Source organism: Acinetobacter entericus (genome assembly GCF_026168575.1).
GTDB lineage: Bacteria > Pseudomonadota > Gammaproteobacteria > Pseudomonadales > Moraxellaceae > Acinetobacter > Acinetobacter bouvetii.
Window position 1 is genome coordinate 1 of sequence record NZ_JAPEQW010000027.1, and the last position, 18,056, is coordinate 18,056.

Genomic DNA, 18,056 nt, shown 5'->3' on the forward strand with positions numbered 1-18,056 from the left:
AACGTTCAAGCAGAGTTTTTAATTGAGCAGAAGTATTTTGATCCAGCATTGCTAACGCCTCCAAAGGAGTCAATATTTATTTGATAAGTAGATAATAGGAGATTTTAATAAATAGGTAAAACAGTTTGTTTTTATATTATTAATCGTTTTATTGAATAAACTTCTTGTACTTGCAAAACCTGCTTTGAAAGTACAAGAAATTTGTCTGTTCACTGGAATTCTCCATGCTATGCTTTATACAGAAATTCATCACCATCTCTGGGTAAGTTTATGCTTCAAAAAGGTATTTATCAGCATTATAAGGGTCAGCTGTATCAAGTGTTTAATGTGGCGACGCATAGTGAAACAGAAGAAAAGCTAGTGGTATATCAATGTTTATATGGTGATTATTCATTATGGGTGCGGCCTTTAACGATGTTTAGCGAGACGGTAGAGCATGAAGGCAAAACAGTTGAGCGTTTTAAGCTGATTCAGGAAGTGGAATAGTCATTGCTGTTCTACTGTTGCAAATGTATTCACTAAGGCAGGAGGGCTGATGAGCATTCCGGAAGAATTTTTAAAGCAAGTTAATGCGCTGTATGAGCAATTTCAAGCGCATGACGCACAGCAGTCAGACCGTTTAAACCGTTACCGCAATATAGAACCGGAGTCAGCGCATGTATTGGCTGTGCTGATCCGTGCCCAGCAGGCGCAGAACATTTTGGAAATTGGCACATCGACTGGCTATTCAACATTGTGGCTGGCCAATGCTGCGCAAAGTACACAGGGCCATGTTACGACCATTGAAATTGATTCCGAGCGCACAAAGCAAGCCCAGTCATCTGCAGAACAGCTTCAGCTGCGCAATCTGGTTGATTTTCAAGTTGCAGATGCTTTGTGTTTTCTAAGACAATGTACTGAAATATATGATTTTATTCTGCTGGATGCAGAGCGCGATGCCTATGTTGAATATTGGGAGTATCTGCCGAATCTATTGAAAAAGAAAGGCGGATTGCTCGTGGTGGATAATGTGCTGTCGCATGCATCCGAAGTGGCGGAATTTATTGCTTTGGTGCAGGCGAATAAGCAATTCATGTGTGTCACACTGCCTGTAGGCGCTGGATTGCTCTTGGTCACAGCCAATTAAAATAATTCTGTATTATTCATGTAAAAAGCCATCAATTTGAATAGTTGATGGCTTTTAGAATTCAGCACAATTTCAAAGCATGTATTTTGATCAGCGAAAGAATTTAATTACTGGATGCTGACTCGGGTAAAGTGAAGATCATATTCTAAATATTTATGCACAAAGGCCATTTTGTCATTACATCGCATCATATTGTTATAAATAAATTCAGGCACAGGATGAAATAAATCACCTGTTCCATTGGTGTAAAAAATTTTTAGATAGCGTGAAGAAGCGCTGTATTTCCAAGTTTTTACAGCAAGCGGCGTTCCCATAAGCAACCCCCTTAAAATTATTATGTTTCAGCTGCTGAACTGCTGCAGGCTTCATTTGAACTTATGATAAATCTGAGTGGGGCGATGTAGCAGAATTGTAAAAATAAATCGAGTATTTAAGTATTTTTCAGCTGTTAAAACTGCTTTTATGATTTGGCGCTGAAGTGCGGATGGCCCAATAAAACGGCAATATATGCGCTGGCGTAAATACAGTATATTTTAAGAAATCTAAAAGTTTAACAATTATTAATTTTGCAGAGGGCATGTTATAAAAATAAATGCCAATCTGAATGGAAAAACAATCATTTTATGCTTGGGATAAGGGCTTAACTCGAACAGCCGTGCTTTTAGCCGGTTTTAGATCGGCGCTTGATAGGAAATTGAGTCAATTCTCGGACTGCTTCAGTCCGATAAGATAGCTGCGCAGTTTTACATATTTTACATCAACAGACTTTATAACAAATTTGTATTTTTTATGTTTTAGAGAGGTTTCAGGTATGAAAAAGACGATTTGCTGCGTATTAGCGGCTTCTGGAATTATGCTGTCGTCGTTGGCTGAGGCATGTACGCGCGTGGTTTTTCATGGTGAAAATAATAATATCATGACAGCCCGCTCTATGGATTGGAAATCTGATGTGGGGACTAATCTTTGGATTTTGCCCAGCGGTGTAAAGCGTACTGGACAGGCAGGGCCTCAATCTGCAAGCTGGACTGCGAAATACGGCAGTGTTGTTGCAACGGGCTATGACATTTCTACTACGGATGGTGTGAACGAAGCTGGCCTGAATGCGAATCTGCTGTGGCTGGTAGAATCTGAATATCCGAAAACTGGAAAATCAAAAAAACCAAAATTGAGTATTTCCTTATGGGCTCAGTATATTTTAGATAATTTTTCAACTGTGGATGAAGCCATTAAATTTCTGCAAAAAGAACCATTTGATGTGATTACGGATCAAGTTCCGGGTGAAAAGCGCCTCGCTACACTGCATTTATCTATTTCGGATAAAAGCGGCGATAGTGCAATTGTTGAATATATTGGCGGCAAGCAGGTGATTCATCACAGCAAAGCTTATCAGGTCATGACCAACTCTCCGACCTTCGATCAGCAGCTGGCGTTAAATCAGTATTGGAAACAAATTGGCGGCACAACCTTCCTTCCGGGAACGAATCGTGCGGCTGATCGTTTTGCGCGTGCATCTTTTTATATTCAAGCTATTCCAAATAAAGCTGATTCCAACAGCAGTCTAGCCAGTGTATTCAGTGTAATCCGCAATGTTTCCGTCCCATTTGGCTTGAACACGGAAGAAGAGCCGAATATTTCATCTACCCGCTGGCGAACCGTTGTGGACCATAAGCGCAAACTTTATTTCTTCGAGTCTGCTGTTTCACCGAATGTGTTTTGGGTCGATTTAAACAAAATTAATTTTAAAGACGGCAAAACAAAAATGCTGAATTTAGGCAAAGACCAAAGCAATACTTATGCAGGGGATGCAACGGCATCTTTTGTCGAAACAAAGCCTTTTGTCTTTTTAGGCATTAGTTAATGTAAATCGGAAGAGCTGAATCAGCTAACTTTACGGGCGGGTTCTAGACTTAACGTGAAGCAAAAAAAACCGCGCAATTTGCGCGGTTTTTGATCAGTTCAATCTAATGCAGATTAGATTTTACCAACTAGGTCGATTGAAGGAGCAAGAGTTGCATCGCCTTCTTTCCATTTAGCTGGGCAAACTTCGCCTGGGTGAGCGTGAACGTATTGAGCTGCTTTAACTTTGCGAAGAAGTTCTTGAGCGTCACGGCCAATACCGCCAGCATTGATTTCAACGATTTGGATTTTGCCTTCTGGATCGATAACGAAAGTACCGCGGTCAGCAAGGCCAGCAGATTCAATTAATACGTCGAAGTTTTTAGCAAGCGTCCAGTTTGCATCACCCACCATTACGTATTGGATTTTTTTGATTTCTTCTGAAGAATCATGCCAAGCTTTGTGAGTGAAGTGCGTGTCAGTAGAAACTGAGTAGATTTCAACGCCTAATTTTTGGAATTCAGCGTAGTTGTCTGCAAGGTCGCCAAGCTCAGTTGGGCAAACGAAAGTGAAGTCTGCTGGATAGAAGAATACAACTGACCATTTGCCTTTAAGATCGGCTTCGGTAACTTCGATGAATTTACCGTTTTGGAATGCTTGTGCCTTGAATGGTTTAACTTCAGTATTAATTAAGCTCATCATTGTCTCCATGATTGAGGTTTGTATTTAATTTCCAATAGAGTATAGGACTTCTTGTTATTGTTGAAATGGTATTTTTACATTAAATAGATCGGAAAAACCGAACTAAGCCAAAATGCCATCTCATCAAAATCATGATTTTAAACGTTTCAGCCACTTTTATGACGCTGTTCCAGCAAAGCTGTTTTAACATAGCCATATGATGCTGAAATGACAAAACCAGTAAAAAACATCTGTTCCTCAACTTGCCTAAGAACATGAAGCCATTGCTGTTAAAATTCAAGGCTAAATTAAAAAAAAGTTAAAATTAAACAAAATTTATCTACTTGATCGGGGCTGAGATGTTCTTCCGCTTCATGTCATTACAGCGTAAAATAGCGCTTTGTTGTTTTATTAGGAATCTTGTTCTGTGCAGAGTCGTTTAAATGTAGATCAGCTTGTGATGGCGCGTGACCTTCACCGTTTAAACCGACTGAAAAAGGGCAAAGATGCAGATCAAAAACAGCATCAGGAATTATTTGAAAAATCCAATGCTAAAGTCCGTGAGCGTATTCAACGCATTCCAAATGTCAAGCTCAATCAAGATTTGCCTGTTACTCAATATGCAGACCAGCTGATTGAAGCGATTCAAAAGCATCAAGTGATTATTGTGGCAGGTGAAACCGGTTCAGGTAAAACCACGCAGCTGCCGCAAATTGCCATGCTGGCAGGTCGCGGTTTAACCGGCTTGATTGGCCATACGCAGCCGCGGCGACTGGCTGCGCGCAGCGTATCTCAGCGTATTGCAGAAGAAGTGGGTGAAAAGCTAGGCGAATCCATTTCGTTTAAAGTCCGCTTTAATGAACAGGGTTCACAGGATTCAATACTCCGCTTAATGACGGATGGTATTTTATTGGCAGAGCTTTCAAATGACCGCTTTTTAACCAAATACGACACCATTATTATTGATGAAGCGCATGAGCGTTCGCTGAATATTGATTTCATCATGGGCTATCTGAAGCAGCTCTTGCCGCGCCGCAAAGATTTAAAAGTCATCATCACGTCTGCAACACTCGATGTAAACCGTTTCAGCAATTATTTTCATGGCGCGCCGATTTTTGAAGTAGAAGGCCGCAGCTTTCCTGTAGAACTGCGCTACCGTCCAATTTCAGAACTGAATATCGGCGGCAGCGATGATGATGAATTTGATAATTTTGAGGAAAATCTGCCGCGCGCTGTTGTACAGGCTGTCGAAGAATGCTTTCGGGATGCGCAGGAAAAAGGCCATCCAGAATATGCGGATACCCTCATCTTCGCCAGTACGGAACAGGAAATCCGTGAACTGCAAGAAACGTTAATTAAGCATGGTCCGCGCCATACTGAAGTCTTGCCGCTGTATGCGCGCTTAGCCCTTGCAGAACAGCAAAAAATCTTTAATCCCGCTGGTGGCGGGCGGCGTATTATTATTGCGACCAATGTTGCGGAAACGGCTTTAACCGTACCCAATATCCGTTACGTGATTGATAGCGGTTTTGCCCGTATTTCCCGCTACAACTACCGGTCCCGGGTGCAGCGCTTGCCGATTGAAGCCATCTCGCAAGCGGCAGCCAATCAGCGTAAAGGGCGATGCGGCCGTATTGCCCCAGGTGTCTGTATCCGCCTGTATAGCGAAGACGATTTCCAAAGCCGCCCTGAATTTACCGAACCTGAAATTAAGCGGACCAACTTAGCTTCGGTTATTTTGCAAATGCAAAGTTTGGGTTTAGGAACTTTAGAAGACTTTGACTTTATTGAGCCGCCCGATCATCGCTTGGTGAATGATGGCCGAAAATTGCTGATTGAACTTGGCGCGATGCAGGAGAAGAATAAAGCCCCGCTTTTAGAAAGTGTGAGCGGCGCTGCGGCGCAAAAAGCTTCTTCCTTTGGTCAAGGAGGGCTTCAAAGCAAGGGTGATTCTCTGACCAAAATCGGTCAGCAAATGGCGAAAATGCCGATTGATCCGCGTTTGGCGCGGATGATTTTAGGCGGCGCGCATTTTGGCGTGCTGAATGAAGTTTTGGTGATTGTCGCGGCTTTGGCGGTGCAAGACCCGCGTGAACGCCCTGCAGATAAGCAAATGCAGGCCGATCAAAAGCATGCCTTATTCCGCGAAGAGGATTCAGATTTCCTGTTCTATCCTAAGCTTTGGGAAGCCTTGGTTGCCAACCGTGACATGAGTGAAAACAAACGCCGCACATTTGCGCGCAATCACTTTTTAAGCTGGCTGCGATTGCGGGAATGGAAAAAAACCCATGAACAGTTGGTCGATTTGGCAAAAGGCTTAAAGCTTTCATTTAATGAAAAGAAAGCCAACTATGAAAATCTGCATCGCGCTTTACTTACAGGCTTATTGTCTTTTATTGCCAATAAGACCGATGAGCGCAATGTCTTTATGGCAGTGCGCCAGCAGAAGGCCCGGGTATTCCCGGCATCGACGTTGCACAAGAGCAATACGCCTTGGGTGATGGCTTTTGAAATGGTTGAGACGTCTCAAGTGTATCTGCGGACTTTGGCTAAAATTGAACCTGAGTGGATTTTGCTTGCTGCGGGCGATTTGCTGAAGCATCATTATTTTGAACCGCATTGGTCGAAAAAAGCCGGTGTGGTGAATGCCTATGATCAAATATCATTGTTTGGCTTAATTATTGAACCTAAACGTCAGATCAATTATGAAAAAGTGGATCAGCCCGCTGCGCATGAAATTTTCCTTCGTGATGCGCTGACGACTGGAAATCTTGGAATTTCACCGCCATTTTTGCAGCATAATTTGCTGAAACTGGAAGAAGTTGAGCGGGTAGAAGATAAGCTGCGCCGGCGTGACTTGGTGGTGGATGAAGAAACCATTTACCAATTCTATGCTTCTAAAGTGCCGGAAGAGGTGGCCAGCCGCCGTTCGTTTGAGGATTGGCGCGCTACGGTTGAGTCTAAAGAGCCGCGCTATTTATTCGTCGATGATGATGCGCTGTGGCTGAATGACCGTCCAGCCACGCAGCAGTTTCCTGATTATTTGCGCAATGGCGAACTGCGTTTAGCCGCCAGTTACCGTTTTGATCCAAGCCATGATGAAGATGGCGCAACAGTGAAAATTCCAGTTCAGGCGCTGCCGCAGGTGGATGAAAATATCTGGTCGTGGGGCATTCCTGGCTGGCGGCAAGATTTAATAGAAGCCCTGCTTAAATCTTTGCCTAAAGATAAGCGGCGTCACTTGGTGCCTATCCCAGATACTGCACGAAAGCTGTCTGAACGAATAGATGCGGTGCATCTGCAGCAGCATATTTTTAGTTTTTTAGCCTTCCAGTTGCGAGGCGAACAAATCACTGAAAAAGACTTTAGCTTTGAGCGGGTTGAACAATATTTATTGCCATTGATTAAAGTAATCGATGAAAAGGGCCGTGTGATTGAACAAGGCCGTGATTTATCTGAGTTAAAAGCGCGCTGCCGCACAGAGACTCACAGTCCAGTCAAGCAATTGAAAGGGGAATTCCAGACTTTTCCTGAAAATTTTGTTTTTGAAGCATCGCAAAAAGTCACGGGTGTGGTGGTGAAGCAGTATCAGGCGCTTGTCCCTGTGAAAGATTTTGCTTCATTGGAGCAAAAAGATGAATCGGGCGTCGTGATTCAAACCTTTAATGATCAATTTGAAGCGGTGAAGCAGCACCGTGAAGGGGTTATCCGTCTAGTGTATTTGCAGTTGGGCGACCTCGTGCGTCAGCTGAAAAAGCAGATTTCAAAACCGCTGGCATTAGCTTATTCCCCGCTGGGAGACCGGGCGAAATTAGAGCAAATGTTAGTTTATGCCACACTGCAGATTGCAATAAATGAGCTTCCTGTCAATGTTAATGAATACCAAAACTTAGTTTTAAATGTAAAAAAGTCTTTCTTAACGCATGGGCAAAACGTTTTGGCAATGCTTAGCGATATCTTCATTCAATGGCAGGATATACGGCGCAAACTGCTGGTTTTAGACGATTCTGTGTTTGGAAAAAATATTGATGATGTCGAAGATCAGCTTGACTTAATGAGCCTTTCTGATTTTGTCTATGTGAAATCTTCCGATATTTGGCAAGAATTTCCGCGTTATTTAAAAGCCTTGGTCTTGCGTTTGGAGCGCTTACCAAATAACCTTCAAAGGGACAATTCTGCCATTGATCAAGTAGATCCATGGATGGAAAAATTATTTAAGTTTAAAAATGACACTCGCCTTAAAGAATTGTATTTCATGGTTGAGGAGTTGCGTATCTCTTTATTCTCCCAGCCGATGAAAACCAAGATGCCGATTTCTCCTTCCCGCTTGCAGAAAGCATGGGAAAAACTTGGAATCAATTAAAATACAGGTAATTTGAAACAGGAGTTTTACATGGGCATCCGCATTACAGGTACTGGCTTATTTCATCCAGAAGATGTTATTACCAACGAAGAGTTAGTTGAAGGTTTGAATGCCTATGTGGAACAGTACAACTCAGAGAATGCTGAAAAAATCGCTGCAGGCGAATTAGAAGCGCGCCGCGGATCTAGCGCAGAATTCATTGAAAAAGCGTCTGGTGTAAAGCGGCGCTATGTGGCGGAAAAGACCGGTATTTTAGATCCGAAACGCCTGCGTCCGCTGTTGCATGTACGTTCAAATGACGAGTTGTCTATTCAAGCTGAATGGGGCGTTGCCGCAGCGAAGCAAGCGATGGAAAATGCAGGCGTCACTGCGGCTGATATTGATGTCGTGATTCTGTCTTGCTCAAATATTCAGCGTGCATATCCAGCTGTAGCCATTGAGATACAAACAGCGCTTGGCATAGAAGGCTATGCTTACGATATGAATGTTGCATGCTCTGCAGCAACTTTCGGTATTAAGCAGGCGTATGACGCCATTAAGGCTGGCGCGCGCCGCGTATTATTGGTGAATGTGGAAATTACCTCTGGCCATACAGACTTCCGTTCGCGAGACTGCCACTTCATCTTCGGTGATGTTGCTACAGCTTCGATTATTGAAGACACAGAAACTAAGACGGGCTTTGAGGTGCTTGATTTCAGCCTGTTTACGCAGTTTTCTAACAATATCCGCAACAACTTCGGTTACTTGAATCTGAGTGAAGTGGATGCGGATATTGACAACAACCGCTTCCGTCAGGACGGGCGCAAAGTGTTTAAAGAAGTCTGCCCGCTGGTTGCCAAAATGATTACCAAGCAGCTTGAGAAAAACGAAATTGCGCCGCAAAGCGTGAAGCGTTTCTGGCTGCATCAAGCCAATGCCAGCATGAATGAACTCATTTTAAAACTGGTGGTGGGTAAAGAAAATGCACAGCCGGATCTTGTGCCGATTATTTTAGATGAATTTGCCAATACTTCTTCAGCAGGCGTCATCATTGCATTGCACCGTACCGCAGACCAAGTGGATGACGGTGAATTCGGCGTATTGTGTTCATTTGGCGCGGGCTATTCCGTGGGTTCAATCCTCGTGCAAAAACACGTTGCAGCCTAAGAAAAACAGCATTGCAGGTTGAGCATGATGCAAAATGGATCAAGCGTGTTAGCGCTTTGTCTAAACTGTATTTCAGGCCAACATTTTTAGGCGCGGAGCATTTAGACGCATCTAAGCCTGCAATGTATGTCGGCAATCATACGATTTACGGTGTGCTGGATGCGCCGATGATTATTGATTACTTGTTCAATGAACATAAAGTGGCTGTGGTGAGCTTGGCTGACCATAGCCACTTTTATTTGCCGGTTTGGCGCAGTATTGTCAAAAAGTTTGGCGCTGTGGATGGCGTGCGTGAGTATGCGCGACCCTTAATGGCGCAGGAGTATTCCATCCTGGTTTTTCCAGGCGGGGGCCGTGAAGTGCTGAAACGTAAAGGCGAAGCCTATCAACTGATATGGAAAGAGCGTTACGGCTTTTTAAAATTGGCACAAGAGTTTGGCTATGACATTGTGCCTTTTGCCGCCTTAGGCGGTGATGAAGTTTTTGATTTGGGTTTTGATGCCAACCATATTATTCAAAATAAATACTTTCAGAAATTGTTGAAAATTCCAAAGCTGGGCAAACTGCTGCGTCATGGCGATGTTATTCCGTCATTGCCGAGCCACTTGATTCCGAAGCGGATACCGTTTTATTTTCAGTTTATGCCGCGGCAAAGCCTCAAGCAGATTGAAAACATGGAACAGCTGGGCGCTTTCAGATTGCAAATTCAGCAAGCAATTTACCGTTCATTAGACGATTTAAAAGAATTAAGAAACGGCATGGCTGATAAGCTGTAAAAATAGCAAAGTCATTTTGCCTGGCTGCTTATCATAGGTAGTGCATAAAGATTTTTCTTGAAGGCGTGAGCCAGCGGCGGCGCTTGAGTCCAAAATTAGATAAAAAACATAGAGGCATTGATTTAGTTTGATTATATTGGATAAATTGAGAGCGCATTGAAGATGCAGGAGGCGTTATGCACAAGGAGCGGTCAGTTTCCGAATTGGCGAATGCTGCGCAGCAGCTTTTGCGCATTTCTCCTGAGCTGAGTTATTTGGTTCAAGATCAGCAGGATTTAGCGTCTCAAATCACTGCGCATCAGCTGTTTAAAATCAATCAAGAACAGCGCAGAATTCAGATTGCGTATCCATTTTTTGATATTCAGTTTTTCACGCCTCAGCCCACTGCAGAATATGCAGCTGACAGTTTGGTCCGCAGCAATTTTGATTATCAGCATCACAAGTCGGAACAGCTGGAAGATTTTTTGCTGCAAGATATTCATTTTCAGACCGGTGATTTAAAAGCGCAGCATCCGCTTTTTTTGCGCGGGAAAGCCCAGCAGTTAAGGGAGATCTTGGCTGATGATATTTTCAATCGGGTATTGGGGGAACAAAAGCTGGCCGCGGCGCTGCAGCGCATGAATCCGTCTCAAGCGCAGTTTACCGATCAGCTGATGATGGATTTACAGTTTTATCATGTGCCGGCGGTTCAGAATTCTTTGGTTGATCAAACGCCCATAGCCAAAAATATTTTGCAGTGTTTTCAACAGCTGTGCCGCTTAGATACGGTCTTGACGCATGATTTTCTGCCTTTGCAGCCATTAATGGAAAGTTTTGATGAGTTTTGTTTTAGTGCTGCGCAATTTTTAGATCCCGCAGTTTATCGAATTGTATCGTTGTTCTATCGCGAGCAATTTAATCTGAATGAACTGATAGAGCTGGAAGATGATGTCCGTTTGCTTTATCTGCATGCCAAGGAGCAGCCGCATCTTTTAGGTTTTGTGCGTTTGATGAATCGTGAAGTGTGGCACCGTTCTGACCTGCTGTCTAAGCAGTATTTCTTAACGGCAAACCACCGGATTTGGCAAAAAAAGGCAGCGCTGCTGCCGTTATTTGACTGCAAGCGCGCTGTGAATTGGCTGTTTAAGCAATCCGCTGAGGTCTTGGACTGGATCAGCCTAAATATTCAGCATAGCAACATCCGCACTGCGGTGACTGCGCTAAGCTTTGTGGATTGCAGTCAGATGCACCCGCAGATTATTCTCGCCGTCTTGCAATATTTTCAGCATGTGTGCGCACGCTTATTTATACAAAGCTGCCATGCCATCGCGATAGAGCAGAACTGGTTTGAACACCCGCAAAATCAAACGGTCGTGCTGCAGGGGACTAAGCAGGCCATGGATGATCACCGCGTGGCCATCCGCCCCTCTATTTTGTATTTAGATGAATGGATGGCTTTGGCCAGCAATATTGCCAAGCATGATGATTTAGCCTTGAAAAAAGTTTATCTGCGCTTGAGCCGTGTCATGCAGGCTTTCATGCTGCATTTGCAGAAAGTCACCCTGAATTTTCCAGAAGATCTGATGGCTTTTATTTTGCCCGAAACGCAGCGGGACAGAGACTTCTATACAGTACTGCAGCGCCATAAAATGCCGCAGGATGTATTCCGTCAGCAATTTTATGTGCAGAACAACGGCACAATACGCAAAAGTATTTTCGACGCCTATGTGCGGGACTATTTAAGCGCGTATTTTGCAGAAACAAAAGCGGTGCCAAAAACTGTGACATGGTCAGGACTGTTTCAGCAATCAGTGGCTTGGCACGAAAATAATCAGAAAGAGGAAATACTGGCAAAATTAAAAAAAGAGTTTTCTTTAGCCGATTGGAAACCGTTTTGTGCAGCGGCTGATGTGTATTTTGAGCAGTGGCGTTTTCAGGAGCTGCAAAGTGTGGAACGCATTATCGAAGAGTCAAAAAAATTTCAGCACTGCCTTGCTGCCAGTTATGCGCAGCGCATTATAGAGGGGGAATATGCGGCTTTTCACATGTCGCATTTGCTGCATCCGCTGCGGATGACTTTAGGCTGTATCCGTCAAAATGGGCAGCTGAGTTTTGATCAGCTGGAATTGCCTAATAATGAAAAAGCGGCTGAACATTTGGTACAGGCAGCCCGGAAGTTTATTCAGTGGCTGAATGCTGAAATCGATAAATAAAAATTCAGGATAAAACTTTTTAAAATTTATAGCGTTGGATTGCTGATGGTTGCTTTGATGTATTGGAAATTTCTTTGCGTGCTTAACTTTTTAGCCAAAACTCGGTAGGCTATAGCCGTTCTTTCACGGTCTAGGTCATATGAAACAGGAAACTGCACTCAAGTTATTAAAAGCGGGCGAAAATGTCTTTTTGACAGGTTCAGCCGGTGCAGGGAAAACCTATACGCTGAATCAATACATCAATTATTTAAAAGCGCGCAAAGTGACGGTCGCCATTACTGCATCCACAGGGATTGCGGCTACCCATATGAATGGCATGACCATACATACATGGGCAGGCATTGGCATTAAAGATGCCATTTCAGAAGATGAACTGAAACGCATGAAAGAGCGCAAGTACCTCAAGGAACATCTGGAAAACGCGCAAGTGCTGATTATTGATGAAATCTCAATGCTACATGCTAAACAGCTGAATTTGGTCAATAAAGTGCTGAAATATTTTAAAGAGAGCGATGAGGCTTTTGGCGGCATTCAAGTGATTGCGGCTGGAGATTTTTTCCAGTTACCGCCTGTGGGGAAAAAAGAGGAAAGCAACCGTGACAAATTCTGCTTTATGTCTGAGGCTTGGGTGGAAGCAAAATTCCGCGTGTGCTATTTGACCGAGCAGCACCGTCAGGGGAATGATTATTTAAATGATATCCTGAATGCGATTCGCGGACAGAGCATTACAGAGGTTCATTTGCAGGCCTTAGAGCAAACCCGCAATCAAGATGTCGGAGATACCTTTACCCGCCTGTATACCCATAATATGGATGTGGACAGCATCAATTTTAAGCACTTGAATGAAATTGATCAGGAATCCCGTCAATTTGATGCGCAGTGTGACGGCAATGAAAAACTGATTGATACTTTAAAGTCATCTGTGCGCGCGCCGGAAAATCTGACTTTAAAGAAACATGCCAAAGTGATGTTTGTGAAAAATAACTTTGACTTAGGGTATATTAATGGCAGCTTAGGTGAAGTGATTGCCTTTGAAGAAGATGATGAATATGGCGTACTGCCGAAGGTGAAACTGACGGATGGAACCACCTTAATTGTGGAGCCAGAAACATGGTCGGTAGATAATGATGAAGGCAAAACTATTGCCAGCTTTCAGCAGATTCCGCTGCGATTGGCTTGGGCCATCACCATTCATAAATCTCAGGGCATGACGCTGGAAGCGGCGGAAATTAATTTGGCGCATACCTTTGAAAAAGGTCAGGGCTATGTGGCTTTATCACGCTTAAAAAGTTTGGGCGGTTTAAGATTGCTGGGCATGAATGCGCAGGCGCTGGAGCTGGACAGTTTAGCCATTAAAGCGGACCGCCGTTTTCAAGAGCTTTCTGAAGAAGCGGATGTGCATTTTGAAAATGCAGATTTTACTGTGCAGCATAAAGCGTTTATTCGCCATTGCGGCGGCACTTTGAATGAATATGAAATTGAGCGCAATGAGAAAAAACTAGCAAAATCGGGCGGCAAGCAAAGCTTTGCATCTGCAACCTTAGATGAAACCCGCGCCTTGTTTGAAGAAGGCTATGAAATTCAGGATATTGCTGTGGAGCGTGGTTTAACGCCAGCAACCATCATCAATCATTTAGGCCGGTTGCGCAAAGAGCAGGGGCTGGATATTTCTGTTGCGAATCCAGGCGAAGAATCCGTCGAGCAAGTCCGCAAAATTTATAAGCGCTTAACTAAACGCAATGATGCGGAGCATTTTAATGATGACGGCAGCATTAAGCTGCGTCCGATTGTCGAGCTGACCAGCCCGCGCATGGGCTATGATCAAGTCCGCTTAGCGCTGCTGTTTGTAGAGTGACGCGGATTTGGGCATAGAATGCCCTAGCAGCTGGTTTTTTCTAAATAATATCAGTTAAACTGATGCATATTTTTAGATGAAATCCGATCGCTATGGCATTTACGGCTTGGTATACGCTTCGAAAGTTTGTCTATAATAATTTGCATAATGATGAATACGAAACGGCCTTTAGCCGCGCAGTTAATTATTTTCTTATTCTGTTGATTCTAGGCAATGCCACAGCCGTGCTGCTTGAATCCGTCAATGATATCTATCAATCTTACCGGCTGCTGTTTGACAGCTTTGAACATATTTCAATTTTCATTTTCAGCATGGAATATTTACTCCGGCTCTGGTCTATTGCGGAACAGGAACCCTTTGAATCGGGCTGGAAAAACCGGCTGAAGTGGATTAAAAGCGGCGGCGCCATTATTGATTTGCTGGCGATATTGCCAGCTTATATTAACTTCTTTGTGCCTATTGATTTAAGATTCCTTCGAATTTTACGTTTATTGCGCCTGCTGAAACTGACACGTTATTTCGTCTCTCTGCAAATTTTGCTTCGGGTTATAGAGCGTGAAAAGGGTTCATTTCAAGCGGTCATCTTCATCCTCAGCATTATGATTGTGATGGCTGCTGCCTGTATTTATGTAGTGGAAAATAAAGCGCAGCCTCATGTGTTTACGTCTATTCCCGCCTCGATGTGGTGGGCGGTGGTAACGTTGACTACAGTCGGCTATGGCGATGTTACCCCGATCACGCCTTTGGGCCGGTTTTTAGGCGCCCTGATTACGATACTGGGCGTGGGGCTGGCAGCCTTGCCTGCGGGTATTTTGGCTAATGGCCTGGCCAATGAATTGGAACAGCGCAAACAATTTCTGGAACTTAAATTTAGGGAACTTTTACAGCATTCGGAAATTGATTTAGTTGCTGATCAGGAAAAAATAGAAGAAATACGTAAAGATGTAGGCCTAACCAAAGAGCAGACACAGGATATTCTTTTGCAGTTGATGCGCGAACAGCGTGAAGAAGCCTTGAAGCAAGAACGCGATCTATATGAATATTGTCCGCATTGCGGGAAAAAATTGCCAGAATTGTAATAGGGGTTTTATTTAAAACTGTAATATCAGATGTATTAAACGCCGAAAGAATGGTCTATTTGCCAGCGATTAAACCCGAAGATGAATAAAATGATCCTAAATTATGTTAAAATGAATTATATTCAATAATAATGTGAAAAGCTGTATACTTTTCATTAATAGCCTATTCGTTGCGCGGGAAATAGCAGATATGCTAGAAATTCGTCATTTAAAAACATTAACTGCACTGAGAGAGCATGGTTCACTGGTTTCTGCTGCCAATGATTTATGTTTAACGCCATCAGCGATCTCACATCAACTGAAAGAATTGGATCATTGGTATGGGGTAGAAGTGGTTAATCGGCGTACCCGGCCTGTGACTTTTTCTAATGTTGGACAGCGTTTGCTGAAATTAGCTGATGATGTTTTGCCGCAAGTGCAGATTGCGCAATCGGATATAACCCGCATTGTGCATGGTCAAACTGGACGGATCACTTTTTCTTCAGAATGCCACAGCTGCTTTGACTGGCTGATGCCGCTGCTGAATGCTTACCGCCAGCAATATCCTGATGTCGATTTAGATTTCGCCTCTGGTTTTGAAGCCAATCCGCACGAGCTGCTGCAAAATGCAGAATTTGACTTACTGATTACGGCAGATCCGATTACCTTAAAAGGTATCGAATATTTTCCGATTTTTGAATATGAATCCAGACTGGTGCTTTCGCATACGCACCCGCTGGTGCGGACGGATAATATTACGGTACAGGATCTGGCGAATGAAACGCTGATTACCTATCCTGTCGATAAGCACCGATTGGATATAATGGCGAAGCTGTTTATTCCTGCGAATATTCAGCCTAAACATATCCGCACGACAGATTTGACGCAAATGCTGATTCAGCTGGTGGCCAGCGGCCGGGGCATTGCTGCTCTGCCGGACTGGGTGGTCAATGAATATGAGCAGAAGGGCTGGGTAACATCCCGCCGCTTGTCTTGCGTGTCGCCTAATGGTCTGCGCCGTACCTTATATGCCGGTTTTAGAACAGAAGAGAAAGACAAAAGCTATTTTGAAGGTTTCTTGAAGCAGCTGGAAAAATTTTCTCAAAAGCGCGCTACATATTATTCTTCATAATGTACCTTGGTCTGGATGGATAATTATGCAGACTGCATCACATATGCGGTCTGTATTTTTTGACAGGGTTATCAAATTATTGATTTTGAGCCTATACAGGGTTGCAAATAATTTTTAAAATTAAATTAATTTGAGTTTTCAAGAGCTTTTCATGCCTAAGTCTAAGCAGCCGACGCCGAAGCAATTAATGTCTGTCATTCAAACACAAACAGCTATTGCGAAATTGGGTCTGGATTTGAATGCCGTGATGACTTTGGTGGCGGAACAGGCGCAGTCTTTAACTCATGCGAAAGGTTCGGTTGTTGAACTGGCGGAAGATGGCGAAATGGTATACCGAGCGGTTTCGGGCGGTGCAAGCCATTTGCTGGGTTTGCGCCTGAATCAGAAAAATAGCTTGTCTGGCTTGTGCATTGAAGAAAACAAAACACTTTATTGCCAGGATTCAGAATCAGATGCACGGGTTGACCGTGAGGCTTGCAGAAAGGTTGGGCTGCGTTCAATGGCTGTGGTGCCGCTTGTGCATTGTAATGAAGCGATTGGCGTGCTGAAAATATACTCAGAATGCGCGGATGCCTTTAAAGAAGGTGATCTGCAGCTGTTAGGCTTAATGTCAGAACTGATTGCGGCAGCCATGTATCATGCCACCAAATATGGCGCGCAGGAGCTGTATAAGCTGGCAACACAGGATAATTTAACGGGCTTAGCCAACCGCGCGTTATTTTTAGACTGTTTGCGTCAAGGTTTGGAAAGCGCCAAGAAAAATAAAAAAGTTATCGGCATTTTAATGATTGATATGGATGGCCTGAAACCGATTAATGATAGGTATGGACACCGGGCAGGGGATGCTGCCTTAAAGGAAATTGGCCAGCGTATTGCCAGCCATACCCGTAATGACGATTTAGTGGCGCGTTTGGGCGGTGATGAATTTGCCGTGATTCTGACGAATATTGCCGATTTGGATTTGGCGACTAAAGCAATGAACCGTATTGCGGAAACTTGCGGCTTGCCTTTTGCCTTTGAGAATGTCAGCTTGAAAATAGGCGCAAGTATAGGTCTAGCAGTATTTCCTGAAGATGCGCAATCCATTGACCAATTAATGGAAACCGCTGATTTAAAAATGTATCACAACAAACGCCAGCGTAAAATGGCTGATGTTTAGAGACGTCAGAACTGGCAAATGATTGCTGTCAGAATTTTAAAGTCTAATTTTAAAATTTTAATTTGGACCATGATAGGCAGGATATGCTGTTAATCCTTGTAAGTATTAACAGCTCATTTCATGTGTTGCTTCAGTATTTGTATAGTATAAAAAGCAATGAATTAGGCAGTTTTAATTGCCGAATAGACAATAATAAAAATTTTCATACGCGATATATTTTAATAAGGAAAAAACGAATTAATGCCAAGGAAAAGGGAAATTGCCTTAATAAGTGATTGATTCATACTGAGGCTGTACCGAAAAAGGAACAGTTAAAATGAAACACACTCGCATTCGAACTTTCAACACAAAAAAAACCTATCCAGAGCAGAATCTTGATAATGACTTATGTCAAGCCGTTGTGGCGCGAGGCAGCACGGTTTTTCTGCGCGGTCAAATCGGCCAGAACTTAGATACTTCTGAAAATGTATGCATTGGCGATGCTGCAGGGCAAGCTGAGCAGGCCATGTACAACATTGATATGCTGCTGAAAGAAGCAGGCGGTGAGCTGGAAGATATCTGCAAAATCACTATTTACATTATTGACCCGCGTTACCGTGAAGACGTTTACCGTGTGGTCGGAAAATGGCTAAAAGGTGTTTTTCCAGTCTCTACAGGTATTGTTGTATCTGCGCTGGCGCGTCCTGAATGGCTGGTAGAAATTGATGCTACTGCTGTCATTCCAGACTAAAG

The 18,056-nt window shown here is 43.5% G+C and carries 14 protein-coding genes; 12 read left to right on the plus strand and 2 right to left on the minus strand.

Features of this window, described 5'->3' with window-relative positions:
• Window positions 1-270: 270 nt before the first annotated feature.
• Window positions 271-486 carry a DUF1653 domain-containing protein gene (locus tag OKC24_RS16105; protein WP_130147519.1) on the plus strand — a complete coding sequence of 72 codons (216 nt, stop codon included), beginning with the start codon at window positions 271-273 and terminating at the stop codon, window positions 484-486.
• Between the two features lie 49 nt (window positions 487-535).
• Window positions 536-1,126: an O-methyltransferase gene (locus OKC24_RS16110; protein ID WP_131275952.1), complete on the plus strand. Its 591-nt coding sequence runs from the start codon at window positions 536-538 to the stop codon at window positions 1,124-1,126.
• A 107-nt stretch (window positions 1,127-1,233) separates the two neighbouring features.
• Here the strand turns inward: OKC24_RS16110 and OKC24_RS16115 are convergent, their stop codons facing one another.
• Window positions 1,234-1,440 (minus strand): hypothetical protein, encoded by a 207-nt coding sequence (locus tag OKC24_RS16115; RefSeq protein ID WP_005010728.1) that lies wholly within the window; start codon window positions 1,438-1,440, stop codon window positions 1,234-1,236.
• A 497-nt stretch (window positions 1,441-1,937) separates the two neighbouring features.
• On the opposite strand from OKC24_RS16115, the gene OKC24_RS16120 reads away from it, so the two are divergent.
• A complete protein-coding gene (locus tag OKC24_RS16120; RefSeq protein WP_131275951.1) occupies window positions 1,938-2,984 on the plus strand; it encodes a linear amide C-N hydrolase in 1,047 nt (348 codons plus the stop codon).
• A gap of 113 nt (window positions 2,985-3,097) precedes the next feature.
• Here OKC24_RS16120 and ahpC read toward each other — a convergent pair whose 3' ends face one another.
• Entirely contained in the window at window positions 3,098-3,661 is a 564-nt protein-coding gene (ahpC, locus tag OKC24_RS16125; RefSeq protein ID WP_005010724.1) for an alkyl hydroperoxide reductase subunit C, read from the minus strand.
• Window positions 3,662-4,070: 409 nt separating this feature from the next.
• On the opposite strand from ahpC, the gene hrpA reads away from it, so the two are divergent.
• From hrpA to OKC24_RS16170, 9 genes are all read left to right on the plus strand, one after another.
• Entirely contained in the window at window positions 4,071-8,006 is a 3,936-nt protein-coding gene (hrpA, locus tag OKC24_RS16130; protein WP_131275950.1) for an ATP-dependent RNA helicase HrpA, read from the plus strand.
• Window positions 8,007-8,036: 30 nt separating this feature from the next.
• Entirely contained in the window at window positions 8,037-9,152 is a 1,116-nt protein-coding gene (locus OKC24_RS16135) for a beta-ketoacyl-ACP synthase III (protein ID WP_265465999.1), read from the plus strand.
• Window positions 9,153-9,163: 11 nt separating this feature from the next.
• Window positions 9,164-9,928 (plus strand): lysophospholipid acyltransferase family protein, encoded by a 765-nt coding sequence (locus OKC24_RS16140; RefSeq protein ID WP_131275965.1) that lies wholly within the window; start codon window positions 9,164-9,166, stop codon window positions 9,926-9,928.
• Between the two features lie 176 nt (window positions 9,929-10,104).
• Window positions 10,105-12,120 carry a PcfJ domain-containing protein gene (locus OKC24_RS16145; protein WP_265466000.1) on the plus strand — a complete coding sequence of 672 codons (2,016 nt, stop codon included), beginning with the start codon at window positions 10,105-10,107 and terminating at the stop codon, window positions 12,118-12,120.
• 139 nt (window positions 12,121-12,259) lie between these two features.
• Window positions 12,260-13,975, plus strand: coding sequence for a DEAD/DEAH box helicase (locus OKC24_RS16150; RefSeq protein ID WP_131275947.1), 1,716 nt, complete (start codon window positions 12,260-12,262; stop codon window positions 13,973-13,975).
• 92 nt (window positions 13,976-14,067) lie between these two features.
• Entirely contained in the window at window positions 14,068-15,054 is a 987-nt protein-coding gene (locus OKC24_RS16155) for an ion transporter (RefSeq protein ID WP_130147501.1), read from the plus strand.
• Window positions 15,055-15,244: 190 nt separating this feature from the next.
• The gene (locus OKC24_RS16160) at window positions 15,245-16,165 is read left to right on the plus strand and encodes a LysR family transcriptional regulator (protein WP_130147499.1); all 921 of its coding nucleotides are present in this window, start codon (window positions 15,245-15,247) and stop codon (window positions 16,163-16,165) included.
• Window positions 16,166-16,316: 151 nt separating this feature from the next.
• Window positions 16,317-17,324: a sensor domain-containing diguanylate cyclase gene (locus OKC24_RS16165; RefSeq protein WP_219189603.1), complete on the plus strand. Its 1,008-nt coding sequence runs from the start codon at window positions 16,317-16,319 to the stop codon at window positions 17,322-17,324.
• 316 nt (window positions 17,325-17,640) lie between these two features.
• A complete protein-coding gene (locus OKC24_RS16170) occupies window positions 17,641-18,054 on the plus strand; it encodes a RidA family protein (RefSeq protein WP_086212132.1) in 414 nt (137 codons plus the stop codon).
• The last annotated feature ends 2 nt before the right edge of the window (window positions 18,055-18,056 follow it).

What these genes read in the sequence shown, in the direction of transcription:
- OKC24_RS16165 (WP_219189603.1), top strand. Translation starts at nt 16,317, where the DNA reads ATGCCTAAGTCTAAGCAGCCGACGCCGAAGCAATTAATGTCTGTCATT.
- OKC24_RS16160 (WP_130147499.1), top strand. Translation starts at nt 15,245, where the DNA reads ATGCTAGAAATTCGTCATTTAAAAACATTAACTGCACTGAGAGAGCAT.
- OKC24_RS16145 (WP_265466000.1), top strand. Translation starts at nt 10,105, where the DNA reads ATGCACAAGGAGCGGTCAGTTTCCGAATTGGCGAATGCTGCGCAGCAG.
- OKC24_RS16120 (WP_131275951.1), top strand. Translation starts at nt 1,938, where the DNA reads ATGAAAAAGACGATTTGCTGCGTATTAGCGGCTTCTGGAATTATGCTG.
- OKC24_RS16105 (WP_130147519.1), top strand. Translation starts at nt 271, where the DNA reads ATGCTTCAAAAAGGTATTTATCAGCATTATAAGGGTCAGCTGTATCAA.
- OKC24_RS16170 (WP_086212132.1), top strand. Translation starts at nt 17,641, where the DNA reads ATGAAACACACTCGCATTCGAACTTTCAACACAAAAAAAACCTATCCA.
- OKC24_RS16155 (WP_130147501.1), top strand. Translation starts at nt 14,068, where the DNA reads ATGGCATTTACGGCTTGGTATACGCTTCGAAAGTTTGTCTATAATAAT.
- OKC24_RS16150 (WP_131275947.1), top strand. Translation starts at nt 12,260, where the DNA reads ATGAAACAGGAAACTGCACTCAAGTTATTAAAAGCGGGCGAAAATGTC.
- ahpC (WP_005010724.1), bottom strand. Translation starts at nt 3,661, where the DNA reads ATGAGCTTAATTAATACTGAAGTTAAACCATTCAAGGCACAAGCATTC.
- OKC24_RS16110 (WP_131275952.1), top strand. Translation starts at nt 536, where the DNA reads ATGAGCATTCCGGAAGAATTTTTAAAGCAAGTTAATGCGCTGTATGAG.
- OKC24_RS16135 (WP_265465999.1), top strand. Translation starts at nt 8,037, where the DNA reads ATGGGCATCCGCATTACAGGTACTGGCTTATTTCATCCAGAAGATGTT.
- OKC24_RS16115 (WP_005010728.1), bottom strand. Translation starts at nt 1,440, where the DNA reads ATGGGAACGCCGCTTGCTGTAAAAACTTGGAAATACAGCGCTTCTTCA.